General features: G+C 38.9%; 17 protein-coding genes. 11 read left to right on the top strand and 6 right to left on the bottom strand.

The features are described from left to right. Positions 1 to 7 precede the first annotated feature (7 nt). Positions 8 to 427, top strand: coding sequence for a type II toxin-antitoxin system VapC family toxin (locus ACLLO5_RS21670; protein ID WP_413172561.1), 420 nt, complete (start codon positions 8 to 10; stop codon positions 425 to 427). Positions 428 to 634: 207 nt separating this feature from the next. Further along, on the top strand, positions 635 to 2,416 hold the full coding sequence (locus tag ACLLO5_RS21665) for a hypothetical protein (RefSeq protein WP_413172560.1): 1,782 nt from the start codon (positions 635 to 637) through the stop codon (positions 2,414 to 2,416). 147 nt (positions 2,417 to 2,563) lie between these two features. On the opposite strand, the gene ACLLO5_RS21660 is transcribed toward ACLLO5_RS21665, so the two are convergent. After that, on the bottom strand, positions 2,564 to 3,016 hold the full coding sequence (locus tag ACLLO5_RS21660) for a hypothetical protein (RefSeq protein WP_413172559.1): 453 nt from the start codon (positions 3,014 to 3,016) through the stop codon (positions 2,564 to 2,566). A gap of 169 nt (positions 3,017 to 3,185) precedes the next feature. Here ACLLO5_RS21660 and ACLLO5_RS21655 point away from each other — a divergent pair, with 169 nt between their 5' ends. The 9 genes from ACLLO5_RS21655 to ACLLO5_RS21615 all read left to right on the top strand — a co-directional run bounded on the left by ACLLO5_RS21655 (position 3,186) and on the right by ACLLO5_RS21615 (position 12,972). Beyond that, positions 3,186 to 3,398: a helix-turn-helix domain-containing protein gene (locus ACLLO5_RS21655; RefSeq protein WP_413172558.1), complete on the top strand. Its 213-nt coding sequence runs from the start codon at positions 3,186 to 3,188 to the stop codon at positions 3,396 to 3,398. A gap of 6 nt (positions 3,399 to 3,404) precedes the next feature. After that, the gene (locus tag ACLLO5_RS21650) at positions 3,405 to 3,617 is read left to right on the top strand and encodes a helix-turn-helix domain-containing protein (RefSeq protein WP_071189565.1); all 213 of its coding nucleotides are present in this window, start codon (positions 3,405 to 3,407) and stop codon (positions 3,615 to 3,617) included. A gap of 139 nt (positions 3,618 to 3,756) precedes the next feature. Beyond that, positions 3,757 to 4,740: an alpha-ketoacid dehydrogenase subunit beta gene (locus ACLLO5_RS21645; protein ID WP_413172557.1), complete on the top strand. Its 984-nt coding sequence runs from the start codon at positions 3,757 to 3,759 to the stop codon at positions 4,738 to 4,740. Positions 4,741 to 5,068: 328 nt separating this feature from the next. Continuing rightward, positions 5,069 to 6,481 (top strand): protein translocase subunit SecD, encoded by a 1,413-nt coding sequence (gene secD / locus ACLLO5_RS21640; protein ID WP_413176154.1) that lies wholly within the window; start codon positions 5,069 to 5,071, stop codon positions 6,479 to 6,481. After that, complete coding sequence (secF, locus tag ACLLO5_RS21635) at positions 6,478 to 7,455, top strand: protein translocase subunit SecF (RefSeq protein ID WP_413172556.1); 978 nt, start codon at positions 6,478 to 6,480, stop codon at positions 7,453 to 7,455. The genes secD and secF overlap by 4 nt, the downstream gene beginning before the upstream one ends. Before the next feature lie 179 nt (positions 7,456 to 7,634). Then, entirely contained in the window at positions 7,635 to 8,048 is a 414-nt protein-coding gene (locus ACLLO5_RS21630; protein ID WP_413172555.1) for a hypothetical protein, read from the top strand. 257 nt (positions 8,049 to 8,305) lie between these two features. Then, on the top strand, positions 8,306 to 8,959 hold the full coding sequence (locus tag ACLLO5_RS21625; RefSeq protein WP_413172554.1) for an HAD-IA family hydrolase: 654 nt from the start codon (positions 8,306 to 8,308) through the stop codon (positions 8,957 to 8,959). A 215-nt stretch (positions 8,960 to 9,174) separates the two neighbouring features. Then, positions 9,175 to 11,973 carry an NACHT domain-containing protein gene (locus ACLLO5_RS21620; RefSeq protein ID WP_413172553.1) on the top strand — a complete coding sequence of 933 codons (2,799 nt, stop codon included), beginning with the start codon at positions 9,175 to 9,177 and terminating at the stop codon, positions 11,971 to 11,973. Positions 11,974 to 12,159: 186 nt separating this feature from the next. Further along, a complete protein-coding gene (locus tag ACLLO5_RS21615) occupies positions 12,160 to 12,972 on the top strand; it encodes a carbon-nitrogen hydrolase family protein (protein ID WP_413172552.1) in 813 nt (270 codons plus the stop codon). A gap of 110 nt (positions 12,973 to 13,082) precedes the next feature. On the opposite strand, the gene ACLLO5_RS21610 is transcribed toward ACLLO5_RS21615, so the two are convergent. From ACLLO5_RS21610 to fni, 5 genes are all read right to left on the bottom strand, one after another. Further along, on the bottom strand, positions 13,083 to 13,565 hold the full coding sequence (locus ACLLO5_RS21610) for a DUF29 domain-containing protein (RefSeq protein WP_413172551.1): 483 nt from the start codon (positions 13,563 to 13,565) through the stop codon (positions 13,083 to 13,085). Positions 13,566 to 13,800: 235 nt separating this feature from the next. Then, positions 13,801 to 14,874: a class II fructose-bisphosphate aldolase gene (gene fba, locus ACLLO5_RS21605; protein WP_413172550.1), complete on the bottom strand. Its 1,074-nt coding sequence runs from the start codon at positions 14,872 to 14,874 to the stop codon at positions 13,801 to 13,803. Positions 14,875 to 15,029: 155 nt separating this feature from the next. After that, positions 15,030 to 15,209: a hypothetical protein gene (locus ACLLO5_RS21600; protein ID WP_413172549.1), complete on the bottom strand. Its 180-nt coding sequence runs from the start codon at positions 15,207 to 15,209 to the stop codon at positions 15,030 to 15,032. Positions 15,210 to 15,250: 41 nt separating this feature from the next. After that, entirely contained in the window at positions 15,251 to 17,086 is a 1,836-nt protein-coding gene (sppA, locus tag ACLLO5_RS21595; protein ID WP_413172548.1) for a signal peptide peptidase SppA, read from the bottom strand. 85 nt (positions 17,087 to 17,171) lie between these two features. Beyond that, positions 17,172 to 18,221: a type 2 isopentenyl-diphosphate Delta-isomerase gene (fni, locus tag ACLLO5_RS21590; protein ID WP_413172547.1), complete on the bottom strand. Its 1,050-nt coding sequence runs from the start codon at positions 18,219 to 18,221 to the stop codon at positions 17,172 to 17,174. Positions 18,222 to 18,224 lie beyond the last annotated feature (3 nt).

The raw sequence follows: 18,224 nt of genomic DNA, 5'->3' as shown, positions 1-18,224 counted from the left end.
TTATAATATGCGCTTCCTTTTAGATACTAATATACTCTCAGAACCGTTACGCTCCCGCCCCAATCCAGTTGTGATTAGGATGTTACAGCAATATTCTAGTGATATCACTACGGCTACTGTTGTCTTACACGAAATTTTATTTGGCTGTTATCGCTTACCAGTTGAATCAAATAAGCGCCAGATAATCGAGGTTTATTTACACAGAGAAATAAAACAAAAAATTCCTATCCTTTCTTATGATATGGCAGCGGCTGAGTGGTTTGCTAAGGAACGAGCAAGACTAACAAGAATCGGTAAAACTCCAGCTTATGCAGATGGACAAATCGCGGCAATTGCTCAGGTAAATAATTTAACTTTGGTAACAAATAATGTGGCAGATTACTCCAATTTTCAAAACTTAAAAATTGAGAACTGGTTAGAACTGTAGACTATAATTCAGTGTTAGCACACACTACGGATTTGATTTTGACTTACCACGCTAAAGTTGCGGCTCGGTGGTTGTAAATTAAGATATGATCTCAGGCAGAGGCGCAAAGACGCAGAGAGTGTTTTGGTGTTTGGGCGTGAGATTTTTAGTATTTTGTGTGTAGTTGTAGCTAGTGACAAAAAATATACAAATCAGTTAGAATAAAATTTGACAGCAGCTAATGAAATAGAGATGACTGACAAATCCTCAAAAATTCAAATTAAGGAAACTCCGAAAATTTGTGCAATTGATTTAGATCCAGAAATTATTGAAGCTTTACGAGATAGAGGTTTGCAATGTTTCTCTGGTACATTAGGTTCTCAGGTTAAAGTACCAAATTTTAATATAGGTGATCAACATCCATGCTTGCTAAACTTTGATTTTCCACCTAATCTTCACGAATACGATATTGTAATTGTGGATTTACAAGCACAAGATCCAATAGAATATAAAGCATCTGAGCATACGCACTTGTCAACCAAAGGAAGTGAGCAAGATATTATATTAAGTAAATACCCTGAAAAAATTTTCGACCCACGACCATTCTCTGCAAGTATTCTTGGTAAAAAATTACAGGAACTGTTTAAAAAAGAGGCATTAATTATTGTATTCTCTGCTGTAAATGAAGTGATTGAATATCATGTTGGTTCACTAACACCCTATGGTTATCGAGAGCATAAGACTGAGAGTTATTTTCTATATCAGTTTATTCAATCTGTGACGAGAGTACGAAACAAGATAGGTTACAATATAGTTCCATCATCAAATGTAACAAGAGAAGAATTTAAAAATATTCTATATAAATATAGTAAATATTTTAGCTACTCAGCTATATTTGAATACCCTACAATATGGGATCAGGATGAAAACATATCTATCAATAGAAAGGGATTTATTCCTTTATTATTAAATACAGATGATGAAATTGCAGGGTTTATAGATGCTATATATGCTCCAGCATTAGTTTTTGTTTTTCCTCAAATAATCAATAAAAAAAGAGAATTTTTAATTGAACTAATTAATGAAACATTACCTGGTATATTCCCTAAACTTTTTCCTTACAATGACCAGTTCTCCTGGCTGAAATCAGATAAATATTTACTTCCTAATCAAGAAAATCTTCTAGCGAAGAAACAAAAAATAGAGGATGAACATAAAAAGCTTTTAGCACAAATAGAAGATGATATTAAACAGAATCAATTTAAATATCAGTTTTTACATAATCTACTATCTGAAACAGGAGATTCACTGGTTAAATCCGTTGAGCAATTTTTAACCTGGCTTGGTTTTACGAATATTATTAATATGGATGAAACTAATCCAGAGATTAAAGAGGAAGATATTCAAATTCCTTTAGATAATGGTTTGTTAGTCATTGAAATTAAAGGTATTGGAGGAACTTCCAAAGATCGTGAATGTTCACAGGTAAATAAAATCAAAAATAGAAGAGAAAAAGAGCGTCGTAATTTCGATGTTTTTGCTTTATATTTAGTAAATCATCAACGATACTTACCACCCCATGAAAGACAAAATCCTCCATTTACTAAACATCAGATTGATGATGCTAAATATGATGAAAGAGGGTTACTGACTACCTATGAACTTTTTCAGTTGTACTTTAACATTGAGAAGGGTTTTATAACAAAACAAGATGCTAGAGATGCTTTATTGCAATATGGACTCGTCCAGTTCAAACCCTCAAATACTAAGTTTATTGGAACTCCTTTAGAAATTCATTACCAAGGAAAAGTTGTAATATTGCAACTTGACCATATTCCTTTATCTAAGCGGGCAAAAATTGTTGTTTGCAATGATGGGGTTTATTCAACAGCAGAAATAATAGAAATTCATGATAATGGTAAAATAGTTGAATCAGCTTCTCATGGTGAAATTAGTCTGAAACTCAGCCGAAGCGTACTCAAGACATCTGATTTGTATCTAATTCATTAATCACTTTAGCGATTTCTGATATTCATATTCACCATGAGGATATCGCTCAATAGAATAATATTCCAAATAACTAGCAGTTAGTGATCGCATTTTCCACCACACCTAACCACCTGTAAACTTGGCTGTATCTATAATTTAGGCGTGAGATTATTGGTCTACAGGAACAGCGATAAAACGGAGAGTTTCCTGAAAAACGTTTTTGAGAGTCTGTACAGAATCATAGGACATTGCAAACTTGAGCATGGTAACAAGTCGCTCCCAAGCATACAATGTCCCCTTGTCAGGAGATTGACGGAATTTTTGAGTATAGAATTCTTGCCAGAAGTTAGGTGCTTTATAGGTTTTGAGCTTTCGCCACCTTTTACGCCAAGTAATAATATCTTTGTTTGTTGGTGGTTCTGTTTCTAAAATGGGCGGTAAGTCGGCGTAACTAACAAATCTCACTAAATGTTGGGAAATTACCAAAATTACATTCGGCCAACACCGGATATCTTTGATTTCTGTCACGGGAATTTTTAAGAGTAACGCTACTGCTTCTTCAGTGACAAAGCGAAATAAAGGGTTGACAGAGTTGGATTTCGATTGTTCAATAGTGATCATAGTGATAGATTTCTATCTTTTGGGTAGATGAACCTGGTTTTCGGGTGAAAGATACCAAGCGATAGGAACTAATATTTAAATTGCCGATCGCACTTTTGTTTGGTAGACTAGGGGCGATCGCTTTTTATTGCTATAATCATTAAAGACTAATATTAGGCTTCTGTCAAGTATGGGTTTAGTAAAGTTGCGAATTAGAGAATTTGCGGCTGAAAATGGTTGGACATTAAAAGAAGTGTCTGATCGATCTGGTGTAGGTTACAGTGCGCTCAAGGTTTATGCTCGTTCTCCTGGGTTAGCAACTGTTGATGTGACATCCTTACACAAGTTAGCGCGAACCTTTAACGTGCTGATAGAAGACTTGTATGAGATAGTGCAGGAATAATAAACTATGGGCTTGGTGAGGTTGCGGGTCAAAGAATTTGCGGCTGAGAAGGGCTGGACGCTAAAAGAGGTTTCAGAGCGTTCAGGAATTGCATATACCACGCTCAAAAACTATGCGAAGTCTCCTGGGTTAGCGACTGTGGACGTAACTTCTCTGCAAAAGCTGGCACGGACGTTTGAAGTTTTGATTGAAGATTTATATGATGTGGTAGAAGAGTAGGGCGATTCAATTCAAGATTCAAGATCAGGAATGCTAACTGTCACCTATCACCTGTTATTAATAAGAGTGCGATCGCTGACGGTATTAGGGACAATGGCAAGATAAAATTTGAGAACAATAAATTGTAATAAAGGTCTAAATGGCAGAAACACTATTTTTCAACGCCCTGCGGGAAGCCATTGATGAAGAAATGGCGCGTGACTCTAGCGTATTTGTTCTTGGTGAAGACGTAGGACATTACGGCGGTTCTTATAAAGTTACCAAAGACCTATGTAAAAAGTATGGTGATCTGCGAGTATTAGATACACCCATTGCCGAAAATAGCTTTACTGGTATAGCAGTAGGAGCAGCAATGACTGGTCTTAGACCTATCATTGAAGGCATGAACATGGGCTTTTTGCTTCTAGCCTTCAACCAAATTTCTAACAACGCGGGTATGTTGCGCTACACTTCCGGCGGTAACTTTAAAATCCCGATGGTGATTCGTGGCCCAGGGGGTGTGGGAAAACAGTTAGGTGCAGAACATTCCCAACGTTTAGAAGCTTATTTCCAAGCCGTTCCAGGGTTAAAAATCGTAGCTTGTTCCACACCTTACAACGCTAAAGGGTTACTAAAAGCTGCTATCCGTGATGATAACCCAGTGTTATTTTTTGAACACGTTTTACTCTACAACTTAAAAGAAAATCTTCCAGAAGAAGAGTATGTGTTACCGCTGGATAAAGCAGAAGTAGTCCGTCGTGGTAAAGACGTGACAATTATTACCTATTCTCGGATGCGTTATCACGTCCTGCAAGCGGTGAAAACTTTAGAAAAACAAGGATACGATCCAGAAGTTATTGACTTGATATCTCTCAAGCCTCTAGATTTTGATACTATTGGTGCATCCGTGCGTAAGACCCACCGAGTGGTGATTGTGGAAGAGTGTATGCGAACTGGTGGTATTGGTGCAGAATTAACAGCCTCCATTAATGACAGGTTGTTTGATGAATTAGACGCGCCTGTACTGCGGCTTTCTTCCCAAGATATCCCCACACCTTACAACGGTAATCTGGAACGATTGACCATTGTCCAACCAGAGCAAATTATCGAAGCTGTACAGAAAATGGTGGCTTTGCGAGTATAGGTGATGGGTGATAGGTGACAGGTGACAGGTGACAGTGAAGAAAGCAGGGGAGCAGGGGAGCAGGGGAGCAGGGGAGCAGGGGAAGCAGGGGAAGCAGGAGGATAAAGATTAATTCTTTCTTCTGACTCCTGAACTCCTGATAGCGCAGCGTGGCGTAAGCCATACTCCTGAACTCCTGAACTCCTGACTCCTGACTCCTGACTCCTGACTCCTGACTCCTGAACTCCTGAACTCCTGAACTCCTGAACTCCTGAACTCCTGCCAAATCTTCTACTCAAACCTGACAAAAAGAACGTTATTATAACCTTTGTCAGTTGTGAGTGATGGTATGCAAAGACAGCGATCGCTATTAGCGTTAATTATAGTTTTGGTAATCGCCTCTATTACGGCGATTGCAACAATTCCTGTACCGTTAGGACTGGACTTGCGGGGAGGCTCACAGCTTACAATTCAGGTGAAACCAAGCGAGGAAATTAAGCAAATCACCGAACGCGAATTGGAAGCCGTGAAAAAAGTCGTCGAAGGTCGTATTAACGGTCTAGGCGTTTCTGAGCCAGTAATTCAAACTGTGGGTAATGATAAAATTTTAGTGCAGTTGCCTGGAGTCAATGATCCAGAACAGGCAGAACGGATACTAGGTGGTACAGCCCAGTTAGAATTTCGGACTCAAAAACCAAATACAGACACTCAAATATTTGCGCTACAAGTATCACGCAGAGAACTAAAAGCCAAACAGGAAGAGTTAAGAAAGAGTAACGATCAAGAAGCGATCGCTAAAAATCAAGCAGAGTTGCAGAACAATAACCAAGCGATCGCCGAATTATTTGAAAGCACCAACCCACCACTCACTGGTAAATACCTCAAAGATGCCCAAGGAGAACCCACCCAAGGTACTAACTGGAATGTGGCGCTACGCTTCGATACCAAAGGTGGTGAACTATTCGCTGACTTGACTAAAAAGTTAGCAGGAACAGGTCGCACCATCGGTATTTTTCTAGACAACGAATTAATTAGTTCTCCCACCGTAGGAGTAGAATTTGCCGCAACCGGAATCACAGGCGGTTCTGCCGTGATTACAGGAAATTTTGAAGCAGAAGAAGCCAACAACTTAGGTGTACAATTACGAGGTGGCGCGTTACCCGTACCTGTAGAAATCGCCGAAAGAAGAACAGTGGGCGCAACCTTGGGTAAAGACAGTATTCAAAGCAGCATTTACGCGGGAATCGGTGGACTAGCTTTAGTATTAGTCTTTATGGTGGTGTACTATAGACTACCAGGACTTATTGCTGATGTATCACTAGTGATCTACTCCCTCTTAACCTGGGCTACATTTTGCTTATTGGGTGTCACCCTCACCTTGCCAGGAATCGCTGGTTTTATTCTCAGTATTGGGATGGCTGTCGATGCCAACGTACTAATTTTTGAACGCACAAGGGAAGAATTACGGGCAGGTAAATCATTATATCGTTCTGTAGAATCTGGTTTTTACCGAGCATTTTCCAGTATTTTAGATAGTAATGTTACTACCTGGATAGCTTGTGCCGCCCTATTTTGGTTAGGTTCTGGGTTAGTTAAAGGCTTTGCCCTCACCTTAGCTTTAGGAGTTGGTGTCAGTATGTTCACCGCCATCACCTGTAGTCGCACCTTGATGTTTTTAGCTGTTTCCATTCCCTCTTGGCGGAAAACAGAACTCTACTGTCCTAAAGTGTCAGCATCAAATAAGGCTGAGGTGGCTCAATGACATTACAGATTAACAAAGCGCGGAGTATTTGGTGGACTATTTCATCTGCCATCATTCTCAGTGGCATTATCTCAATGGTGATTTCTTGGCAAAATCCCAACATTAAAGCACCATTACGTCCTAGTTTAGATTTTATCGGTGGGACACGCTTACAACTAGTGCGGGATTGTAGCCAGCCTGGTAACTGTGACAAACCAATAGATATTAACGCCGTTCGGGAAGTTGCCAAAGACCAGGGACTGGGAGATAGTAGCATTCAATTAGTCTCCGAAAATGGCCAAGAAAATGGCATCACCATCCGTACAAAAAACTTAGACACCGAACAACGCACCAATTTACAAAACGCCTTAAGCGAAAAAATCGGTGCTTTTGACCCACAGAAAAACCAAATTGACTCTGTTGGTCCAACTTTAGGAAGAGAACTTTTTCGGTCTGGTGTTTTAGCTCTAGTAGTTTCCTTTATAGGTATTACTATTTATATGAGCTTCCGTTTCCAGCTAGACTATGCAATTTTTGCCATCGTTGCCTTATTTCACGATATTTTGGTGACTGTGGGGGCATTCTCAATTTTAGGTCTAGTTGCAGGTATAGAAGTAGATAGTCTATTTATTGTTGCCTTGTTAACCATCACTGGTTTCTCAGTTAACGACACAGTGGTAATTTATGACCGCATCAGGGAAACTCTCAAAATTAATCCTGACAGACCTATTGCTGACATTGTTGATGATGCTGTCAACCAAACTTTATCCAGGTCAATCAACACTACTTTAACAACTTTGCTGACTTTAACCGCTATTTTTCTATTTGGCGGCGAAACTTTGAGAAATTTTTCTCTAGCTTTAATTATTGGCTTTGTAATGGGGGCTTATTCCAGCATTTTCATTGCCAGTACACTGCTAACATTGTGGCGAGAACGTACAGGTAAATATACAATTGAAAACATTGATAACTCTGTTAGTTCCCAGGATAGTTAATAGAAAAAACAGCAATAGCAATTTTCAGGTAAATTAACCACACTTTAATGAAAATTTCGCGCCAAGAAAGAAATTGATTAATTTAGGGTGTGGTCTAAATACATGAAAACTGCTTTCAGCAAAATTCTAGAGTCATAATTGCAAATCCAAAATCCAAATTCTAAAATTGTTATTGCCCTATGGCTGAACAAGAAGAACCACCAATTAATGGCTCGATCATTGATAAATCTGATGCTTCATTTCTTGAGCAAGTACAGAGATTACACCAGTTGACAGTATATGGCAGGTGGTTATTTGTCGGTTGTTTGTGGCTGATTATTTCACCTGCTTGTTTGTGGGATTTACGTGCAGAAATGGCTTTGTGGCAACAATATTTTACCTGGTCGGCTGTGCGTTATGGACTCTTTTTTCACCCTCTGTCTACTGTTGGACTAGCCTTTTGTATTGGGATGACTGTTTCGGTTTTAGTTTGGCAAAGTCGCAATATTCTGATAGGATTACCGCAACCAGAAAAGCAACGTTTAGAAAAACAAGTTTGTCGAATACGCCAACAGGGTCCTACTCATCCTCTATGGAAATGGGTCTGTCAGTAATTGGAGACAAGAGAATTTTAGATTTTGGATTTGGGATTGAACAATAGTCTATAGGAAGGGGTTTTTGCAAATTTGAATTTTGTACCTCTTTCCGAAGAACTATGTCTAGGAAGGAGAATCCCAAATTATATCATGTCCGGTTGAACTCCTCGCGGCAGTCCCTACCCTCAATATTCTGTTATGAACAGCAACACTACCCACATCAATGGGTAGAATTCTGTATGAAGCTGGTTTATGGGTAATTAGTTTTAGAAATTATGAAAAAACCGAAAGTTATTTTTTTAGATGCGGTAGGTACACTTTTTGGTGTCAAAGGTAGTGTAGGCACAGTTTATAGTCAAATAGCCCAGGAATTTGGCGTTGTGGTTGCGCCCGAAATCCTCAATAAACACTTTTTTAAAAGCTTTAAAGCTGCACCACCATCCATATTTCTCGATACAGATATTCAAGATATTCCCCAGCGTGAATTTGACTGGTGGCGAAGTATAGCCCTCAAAACCTTTGAAGGTGCAGGTGTTCTTCAGGAATTTTCTGATTTTTCCGCTTTTTTTGGCGAACTTTATATTCACTTTGGTACTGCTGAACCTTGGTTTGTCTATCCAGATGTTTCACTAGCTTTGGTAAACTGGCGACGGTTAGGAGTTGAATTAGGTGTACTATCTAATTTTGATTCTCGTTTATACTCAGTATTACAAAGTTTGGGACTCAGAGACTATTTCAAATCCATTACTATTTCTACCCAAGTCCGTACAGCTAAACCAGATCCGCAAATTTTTAACATTGCTTTGCAAAGTCATCACTGTTCACCAGAGGACGCATGGCACATTGGAGATAGCATCACAGATGACTATCATGGCGCTATAAAGGCGGGTATGAGGGGTATTTGGATTAACCGACAGCAAAATTACTAAATTATTTTATTCCTAGTATCAAAATATAATTTATCTCCTTGTCTTCTCCGTAGTAACAACGGTAAGGAGATAATTCAATTTGTCATATATACAACTGCAACACTCTGTAAAAAGGATGTGAATTTTTCTTACCAATTTTATATCTGACCCTATTTGGAAGTTTAAAATGCTACGCTAGGCTTTAAATAAATCGGTATGATATTCCGTATAAACAAATGAAGAAAAGTTTATTACAAATTTGGCAGCAGTTCCAACAATCTTATTCAGTAGAAGCCAGGCTGGATATAACAGTAGAATCAGGTACAGCAGTTTTAGAAGCAACAAAAATAATTCAAGAACAAAATGCTAGTTTAGAAGTCTTAAAACCTGTAGTACAAAATTCATCTTCCTTATTAGATGTCCTGTGTTTACCTTTAGAACAAATAATTGGTAAAGAATTATCATTTGTGTCTTTGGGTGTGAATTTTTTGCATTTTTACGCTGATATGACTCAAAAATGTCCTACTTTAGAAGAATGTGTATTGATTGTTAGTCAAGCAGCTTATTTACAAAGCCTTAGAGACATTTTATCTTTATATCCTGCCCTCAATTGGGATTCTAATTTAGATTATATTGCAGAAGTCAGAGAAAAACTCCAAAATATCAATACTCTTGAATTAGATGTTGAAACAGCAACAAAAACAATTTCTTGCTTTCACACATCAGAATTAGCAGCAGCATTCAATCAAATATTATCATCCCGATTAATCGCTCCAAATGTCACTAAATATTTAGCCAACCTGTTGACAAAACGAATAGCTTATAATACTCAACGTTATATAATAGAATCTTGTGTAAATTTCCCTGAAAATATCCAAATTTTGATGGGCAAATCTAGCATAGAATGGCAAAAAGAGCAGCAGATAATTCAAAATATTGATAAATACTTAAAAATACATATTTCAACACAGTCTTTAGAAAAATTATTTAATCAAAACTACTCTTTAAAAGATATTTATATTCCTCTCAAAGCTAAATCTATAGGTCAAAATGTCAATGTATTGGATTTAGAAACATGGACTAAGGGGGTTCTTCTCAATCAACAAAAATTAGCACAAGTGATGTTTGTTCAAGGTGAACCAGGAAGCGGAAAAAGTGCTTTTTGTAAAATGTTTTCTGAATGGGTACGGCAACATTTACATCCGTTGTGGACTCCTATTTTAATTTCTTTAAAAAATGTTGACTTTATTGCATCTTCTTTAGAGGAGACTTTGCAGAGAGAACTAAAATTCATTTTTAAGGAAAATAATGATTATTCTTTAACCAACAAAAATACGCATTTTCTGTTTATTTTGGATGGTTTAGACGAATTACGTTGTGATGTGGAAACATTTATTCAACAGATTTTCGCTTTTCAGCAAAAATGTCAACATCCATCGGAAATGGGTCATCGCATTTTAATTACTGGTAGAACAAGCACTTTTCAAGATCACCATAATTTAGAACGGGTAGAAATCCTCAATATGGATAGTAAACTCCAAGAAAAATGGTTAAATAAATGGAATTCGTTGCCAGATCATCAAGAGCGAAATACAGATTTACAGCAATTTTTATTTAATAAAAAGTGTCCATCAGAGATTAATAAATTAGCTCAAATTCCTCTTTTTCTCCATTTATTGGCATTAATGAATCGAGATCAAACTTTGGTAATTGATAAGTTAGAACAAGCTAATAAAAGAACTGCCAAGGTTGTAATTTTTCAAGAATTTATCAATTGGTTAATTACAAAGCAAAAACCAGTTTTAGAAGATAGTGATGTCAATATTCAAGAACATCCCAATTACCCATTAGATGGAAAAAATATTCTGCGAGAAGCCGCTGTTTGTATGATGCAATCTGGGGGTGCATTTTGCTCTATGCCCATGATCAAATCCCGGTTACAAGAATATGAAACAGATATAAAAACTACTTTAGGGGAGTTATACATTTTTGCTGCTACAAAGCAGGAAGAACAAGTAACAGCTGCTCATCAAACTTTTACTGACTTTTTGTTTGCGGAACAACTTACTAAATATCTATATGATTGGTCAAAATTTAATACTGAAGACCAAATTAACACGATGAATTGGCAAATTTATGATTTGCTAGGATTTGGTAAGATTACATTAGAAATTGTAGAATCTGTAATCGGTTTATTAACACAAATTCCAGATTTATACTGGATCAATCTCTTTAAAGTTTTAGAGAATTTTTATACCAACTGGCGTGAAGGACAATTCATTGATACATCAGCAGAAACTTTAGCACAAATCAAGCTGAAGAATCTACAAAATTATAGACAATATGAGAATAGTAAAAAATTAGGTCAGCGTCAGGTTGATATTTATGCAGGGTTGAATGTGATGATTTTGCTGTTGGAAATACAGCGATATGCTCAAGAACATGATGTCCTGAAAGAATATATTATTTTCTATCCTTCTGGTCAACCTCAAGGAGATAGTTTAAGGTCGGATTTGCTGCAAGTTATTAACTACTGTAATTGTTTGCAGGGAGAAAGTTTCAAAAGTATAGTTGGGCAATTTCTCAGTGCTACTCACCTGCGAGCTACTTACCTGTTCCAAGCAGACTTGAGTTACACAGATTTGAGTCAAGCAGACCTTAGCCGTGCAGACCTCAGCCGCAGCTACCTAGTGCGAACTAACCTTAGTGGTGCGTACTTGATTGCTGCTAAACTCATCCAAGCAGACCTGACAGGTGCTAACCTCAGCGGTGCTAACCTGATTCGTACTGACCTGAGAGGAGCAGACCTGAGTAATGCTAACCTCCAAGATGCTGATCTGAGTCGAGTAGACCTCAGTGGTGCTAACTTGAGAGGTGCTAACCTTAGCGGTGCATATCTGATGGATGCAAACTTCAGCGATGAATTGTTTGGTGATATGCGTTGGGATAAAAGTACAAGCTGGGAAGATGTAGAGGGGCTAGAAACGGCTAAGAATGTGCCAGCAGCCCTAAAAAAACTTTTAGGACTGAAATGAACCTGAAAATAGCTGTAAATAGTTTCCTATAATCAACAGGAATATTAAGATAAGACGCTAGGGATAGCTGAGATAAGTATTTTCCAGAAAAGCGTAATTTACGCAATTCTGACTAGCCTCCACCAATCTGGAAGTAACGATATATTTGAGAATCTATCCCGTCATCCACTGTTTGTTATTGAATCTATGAAGTCTTATTTAGCCGCCGCTATTCAAATGACCAGTGTGCCTGATCTACAGAAAAACTTGACACAGGCAGAAGAATTAATTGATCTGGCCGTGCGTCAGGGTGCAGAGTTGGTGGGTTTGCCAGAAAATTTCTCCTTTATGGGAGAGGAAAAAGATAAACTTGCTCAAGCGGATGCGATCGCTCAAGAAACAGAAACATTTCTGAAAAAAATGGCGCAACGCTTTCAAGTTACCATCCTGGGCGGCGGTTTTCCTGTCCCTGTCGATAGCACAGGCAAAGTTTACAATACCGCATTACTCATTGCTCCCAACGGTCAAGAACTCGCTCGCTACCACAAAGCACACCTATTTGATGTCAATGTTCCTGATGGCAATACTTATCAAGAATCTAGCACCGTCATGGCTGGTAAAGAATTACCTCCAGTCCATTTCTCGGAACAATTAGGTAATATCGGACTTTCTATTTGTTATGATGTCAGGTTTCCAGAACTATATCGTCATTTAGCAGATAAGGGGACAGATGTTGTTTTTGTTCCTGCGGCTTTTACAGCTTTTACAGGTAAAGACCATTGGCAAGTATTACTACAAGCTAGGGCAATAGAAAATACTTATTACGTAATTGCACCAGCCCAAACGGGTACTAACTATGCCCGTCGTCAAACCCACGGTCACGCAATGATTATTGACCCTTGGGGTGTGATTTTAGCTGATGCGGGGGATAAACCAGGAGTGGCGATCGCCGAAATTAAACCCACCAGATTAGAACAAGTACGCCGACAAATGCCATCTTTACAGCATCGAGTCTTTTAGAACTCAGATCCTCGATTTCTTAAAGAAGTCGGGGATCTATAAATCACAATCATCATTGCAAATACACATCTTGTAAATCCTGATATGGTTTGCGCTACGCTATTAGACTTTTAAAATTCTTCTTGACTAACCAGCGTCACTATAAACTCAGGACTAATCACGTCTACTGGAAGAAAAGGAGAGTCAGTTGGAAAATCTTGAGCAGGTAGTTTAGTTTCACTACTAGCAGCGCGAACAGCTTTTAAATAACAATCAGAAAATATTTCTAAATAATAAGGTTTGAGACTGGGGCTATCCTCTAATAAAGATTCAATTTGATAGAATTGTTCCCAAATTGTATTTATCCAACTAGAAGAACGTTTTTCGGGTTGAAATTGATATTTGAGCAAGTGCATGAGTAAAACTATAAGTCTGTTTTTCAACTCCCGTCGTTTCTCTTTCCCCATGTCTTCTATTTCTGCAATCAAATGCTCAAAATCAAGTTGTTCTATTTCTCGTTCTCGCAATAATTTAGCTGTAGTTTCTAACCACAAACAATAATCTTGATCATAAAGAGAACTACTCAAGGATGTAGATTGTAAATTGCTAGTCATAACAGATAGCCTGATTTATCCCATTTCCTGAATATATCAAAAATAGCCATATAGCTGTAGCCAGGATAATTAGGACATGATTAATCCTTGAAACGTAGATATAACAAGGCTTTTCCTCCTGCCTTATGCCTCCTGCCCTCTGCCTCCTGCTATAAAAAACCGGGAAACATAAATGCCCCCGGTTTATTTATCTAGAGGTATAGCCTAGCTATACCCTAATTATTGCTAACAGAAATTAAACTTTAGCAGCGGCTCTCATTACCAATTCGCCTTTAGCATACTTAGCAGCAAAATCTTCCAAAGAAATTTGTTTGATCTTGCTTGCATTACCAGCAGTACCAAATTCTTGATAGCGATCGGCACAAACCTTCTGCATATACTTGATGGAAGGCTTGAGGAAGTGACGGGGGTCAAATTCCTTGGGATTAGCTGCCAATGCTTCACGAACAGCCGCAGTGATAGCTAAACGGTTATCGGTGTCGATATTTACCTTACGAACACCACTCTTGATACCTTTTTGAATTTCTTCTACAGGTACACCGTAGGTTTCAGGAATAGCACCACCATATTGGTTAATCAGTGCAATCAAATCTTCAGGTACAGAAGAAGAACCGTGCATTACCAAGTGGGTGTTGGGTAGACGACGGTGAATTTCTTCAATGCGGCTGATAGCCAAAATTTCACCAGTAGGCTTACGGGTAAATTTGTAAGCACCGTGGCTAGTACCGATAGCAACAGCCAAAGCATCTACTTGAGTTGCTTCTACAAAGCTAACAGCTTCATCAGGGTCAGTTAAAAGTTGAGAGTGGTCAAGAGTACCTTCAAAACCGTGACCATCTTCAGCTTCACCAGCGCCGGTTTCTAGGGAACCTAAACAGCCTAATTCACCTTCAACGCTGACACCCAAAGAGTGAGCTACGTTGACAACTTCGCTGGTAACTTTAACGTTATACTCAAAGCTTGCAGGGGTCTTAGCGTCAGCTTCTAAAGAACCATCCATCATCACGCTGGTGAAGTTGTTCTTGATTGCTGAATAGCAGGTAGAAGGAGCATTACCATGATCCTGGTGCATGACAATGGGGATCTGAGGATAGGTTTCTACCGCTGCCAAAATCAGGTGGCGCAGGAAGTTTTCTCCTGCATAATTACGTGCGCCGCGAGAAGCTTGTAAAATTACAGGGCTGTCTGTTTCAGCCGCTGCCTTCATGATTGCTTGAATCTGCTCTAAGTTGTTTACGTTAAAAGCGGGGATGCCGTAACCGTTTTCAGCAGCGTGATCCAAAAGCAACCGCATTGGTACAAGCGCCATATATAATCCTCCTAATTTGGGTATCAGCTAGTCAGTTTAATAGAAGCGTAATCTTTATCTTAATGTAATTGTTACGCTAATCTTAAGAGTTTTTTCATCTTATAGGAAATTATATCTAGTGGCGGGTGTTTATATTGAAAAAGTTTAACGCTGTACTATTTTGACAGTAATCTATGCTTTGCAGGTACTTTTGTACTGTTAGTTACTGTCAAGGGAGTTGATTTAGTAGCTTGGGATACCTTAAAGATGCTGAAGGCTGGTGCGTTGGGGGACAATAAAGTTACAGCAGCGTGCGATCGCAATGTTGAGTTGATGGGAGCAGGTGAGGTTGACATTCTCACTACACTTCTAAGGCGGTGAAAATGTCAATAGTCTCTTAGTCAATTTTCAAGTTAAACGGTAAACGAGCATAAATTCCTTGAGGATCGTTCATTTTGTTTAAAACAGAAATTTCCTGTTGTAATTTTTCAAATTCTGCTAAAAGTGGGTTATTTGGTTTGAGTTGAGTTTTTTCAATTCCTAATTTTCCTTGGGCTTCTTGTAGTTTTTTGCCAAAGAAACGTTCTTCTAAGCTAGTAACTCTCGGATATTCTGCTACTTCCCAATCGTTGCCTAATTTGGCTTGTTTAGCAGCATATTCAACGGCGACATTCAACCCACCAATTTCATCAACTAAACCGATTTCTTTAGCTGCTGCACCTGACCAAACTCGACCTTGGGCAATTTCGGCTACTTTTTGTTGTGGTAGTTTCCGTCCTTGGGCAACTTTATTGATAAACATATTGTAAATACGGTTAACGCTGCGTTGATAAAGTTGTAATTCTTTGGGTGATTTTGGACGGGAAACTGTTTGATTATCTGCATATTGGGCGGTTTTAACTGTATCCCAAGTAATGCCATTATTATTGCCTAATTTTTGACCGTTGAATAATACGCCAAATACGCCGATAGAACCTGTAATTGTGTTTGGTTCGGCAAAAATGCGATTGGAATCACTGGCGATCCAATAACCACCGGAAGCAGCTACATCACCCATAGAAACGATGACTGGTTTGGTTTGTCGAGTTAGTTTTATTTCTCGCTGAATGATTTCGGAAGCTGTGGCGCTACCACCTGGGCTGTTAATTCTCAAAACCACAGATTTAACATCTTGATCTTGACGAATTTTGTTGAATATTTTGGCAAAGCGATCGCCTCCTATTTCTCCGTCTTCTCCTTTACCGTCTACTATTTCTCCTTCTGCATAGACGACGGCAATTTTATTTTCTGAGTTGCGTTCTACACCCATTGATTTTCCGGGAACTTCGGCATAATTGGTAAGATTAATTTGCCGGAAGCTTTTATCATTTTGATCACTAGCAGTTAATTTTTTCAGGTCAGCGACTACTTGATCTTGGTAAGCTACTTGATCTACTAAACCATTGGTTTTAGCGGTGTCAGCTTCTAAAATAGCTTGACTATCTGCGATCGCCTGCAACTTTTGTGGCTGAATTTTCCGGCTTGCACCTACGGTTGTCCTCCACTCTCCCCACACATCATCTAACAATTTTTGGGTTTGTTGCCGATTTTCGGGACTCAATTTATCAAGTATAAACGGTTCTACCGCTCCCTTAAATTTTCCTACTCGCACTACTTGAACACCAACACCATATTTCTGCAATGCTCCTGCTAAAAACATCGGTTGTGAACTCAAACCGTTGATTTCCATCATTCCTACGGGATTGAGTACGATATTATTAGCTACTGAACTCAGATAATATTCTTTTTCATTCCAGTCTGTGCTGTAGGCGATAATCTTTTTACCAGATGCACGGAATTTATCTAAAGCTTGACGAATTTCTTTCAGGGAAGCATAACCCAGTCCACTTGCTGCACCTGATTTAGTAGCATCTATATAAATACCAACAATGCGCGGATCGCGTTGTGCTTTTTCTAGAGTTTCTATAACTTTGCGGAGTGTAATTTGATCTTCATTTACTCCAGATAGGGTTTTTTGCAAAAAGTCGCTGGAACTGGGTTGACTGTCGGTGATTTTCATTGACAAGTCAAAAACCAGCATAGATTTATTTTTGACTTGTGGCCCTGTATCTTTAGAAGTAGCAGCAATCACAATCAGGAAAAATAAGCCCAGAGTGCCGATACCAGAGAAAATAGTCAGTCCTAGTAGGCTACCAATTAAACTAGCAAAAGTTTGTTTAAGAAAGTTAGTCATTAGTTATTAGTCATTAGTCATTAGTTATTAGTCATTAGTCATTAGTAAGAAAAACCAATGACTAAGAAAAAATAACCTGTTTACTTTATTGTATACTTTGCAAGCTGTTAGAGTGCTGTAACTGATACAAAGTTCTGTTGCCAGTACAGAATAATACGGTGGTAATTTCGGCAATTAATACCTCTGTCAACTCTTGCAGTGCGGATGCTGATACATCTGCGGCTTGTAGGAAGGGCATTGCTAAACCAGCGATATCTGCACCGAGTGCGATCGCTTTGGCTACATCTAATCCATGACGTAACCCACCAGAAGCAATTAAAGGTATTTCCGAAAACTGAGCGCGAATACTAGTAATACATTCTGCTGTCGGTATACCCCAATCTGCAAAGGTCTTACCTAAGCGTCGCTGTAAAGGAGTTTCTGCCCGTTCGCTTTCCACCAATGCCCAAGATGTACCCCCAGCACCAGCTACATCAATGGCCTGTATTCCCACAGATATAAGTTGTGCTGCCATTGTCGCAGAAATGCCGTTACCCACTTCTTTGGCAATTACAGGTACTGGTAATTTATTGCATAAGTTAGCTATTTTGTCAAATAATCCCCGGAAATTAGTATCACCTCTGGGTTGAATGAATTCTTGCAGGGGGTTAATGTGTAAAATCAACGCATCAGCTTCTAAAATATCAATAATTCGCAGACATTCATCAACCCCACATTGATAATTAAGTTGCACTGCACCCAAGTTAGCAAATAAAAGCACATCAGGAGCATACTTGCGAATAGCGAAGGTATCAGCAACTTGGGGTTTTTCCAATGCCACACGCTGAGAACCCACTCCCATAGCTAGTTTATATTGTTGGGCGACTTCTGCCAAACGACGGTTAATGATTCCTGCGCGTTCTGTTCCCCCGGTCATGGAGGAAATTAACAAAGGTGCGTTGAGGTGTTTTCCTAAAAAATTCGTGCTGATATCAATATCATGGCGATCGCATTCCGGTAAACAACAATGGGTAAAACGATAGCGTTCTAGTCCAGTGCTGACTTGCCGACATTGTACATCTTCCTCTAGACAAATGCGAATGTGATCGGCTTTGCGATTTTGAGTTTGTGCTGGGGTGCTGGTAGGAGGGTTCACAGA

The sequence above is a fragment of the Anabaena azotica SJ-1 genome, from assembly GCF_047275885.1.
GTDB lineage: Bacteria > Cyanobacteriota > Cyanobacteriia > Cyanobacteriales > Nostocaceae > Trichormus_B > Trichormus_B azotica_A.
This window is presented reverse-complemented; position numbering and strand designations above follow the sequence as displayed.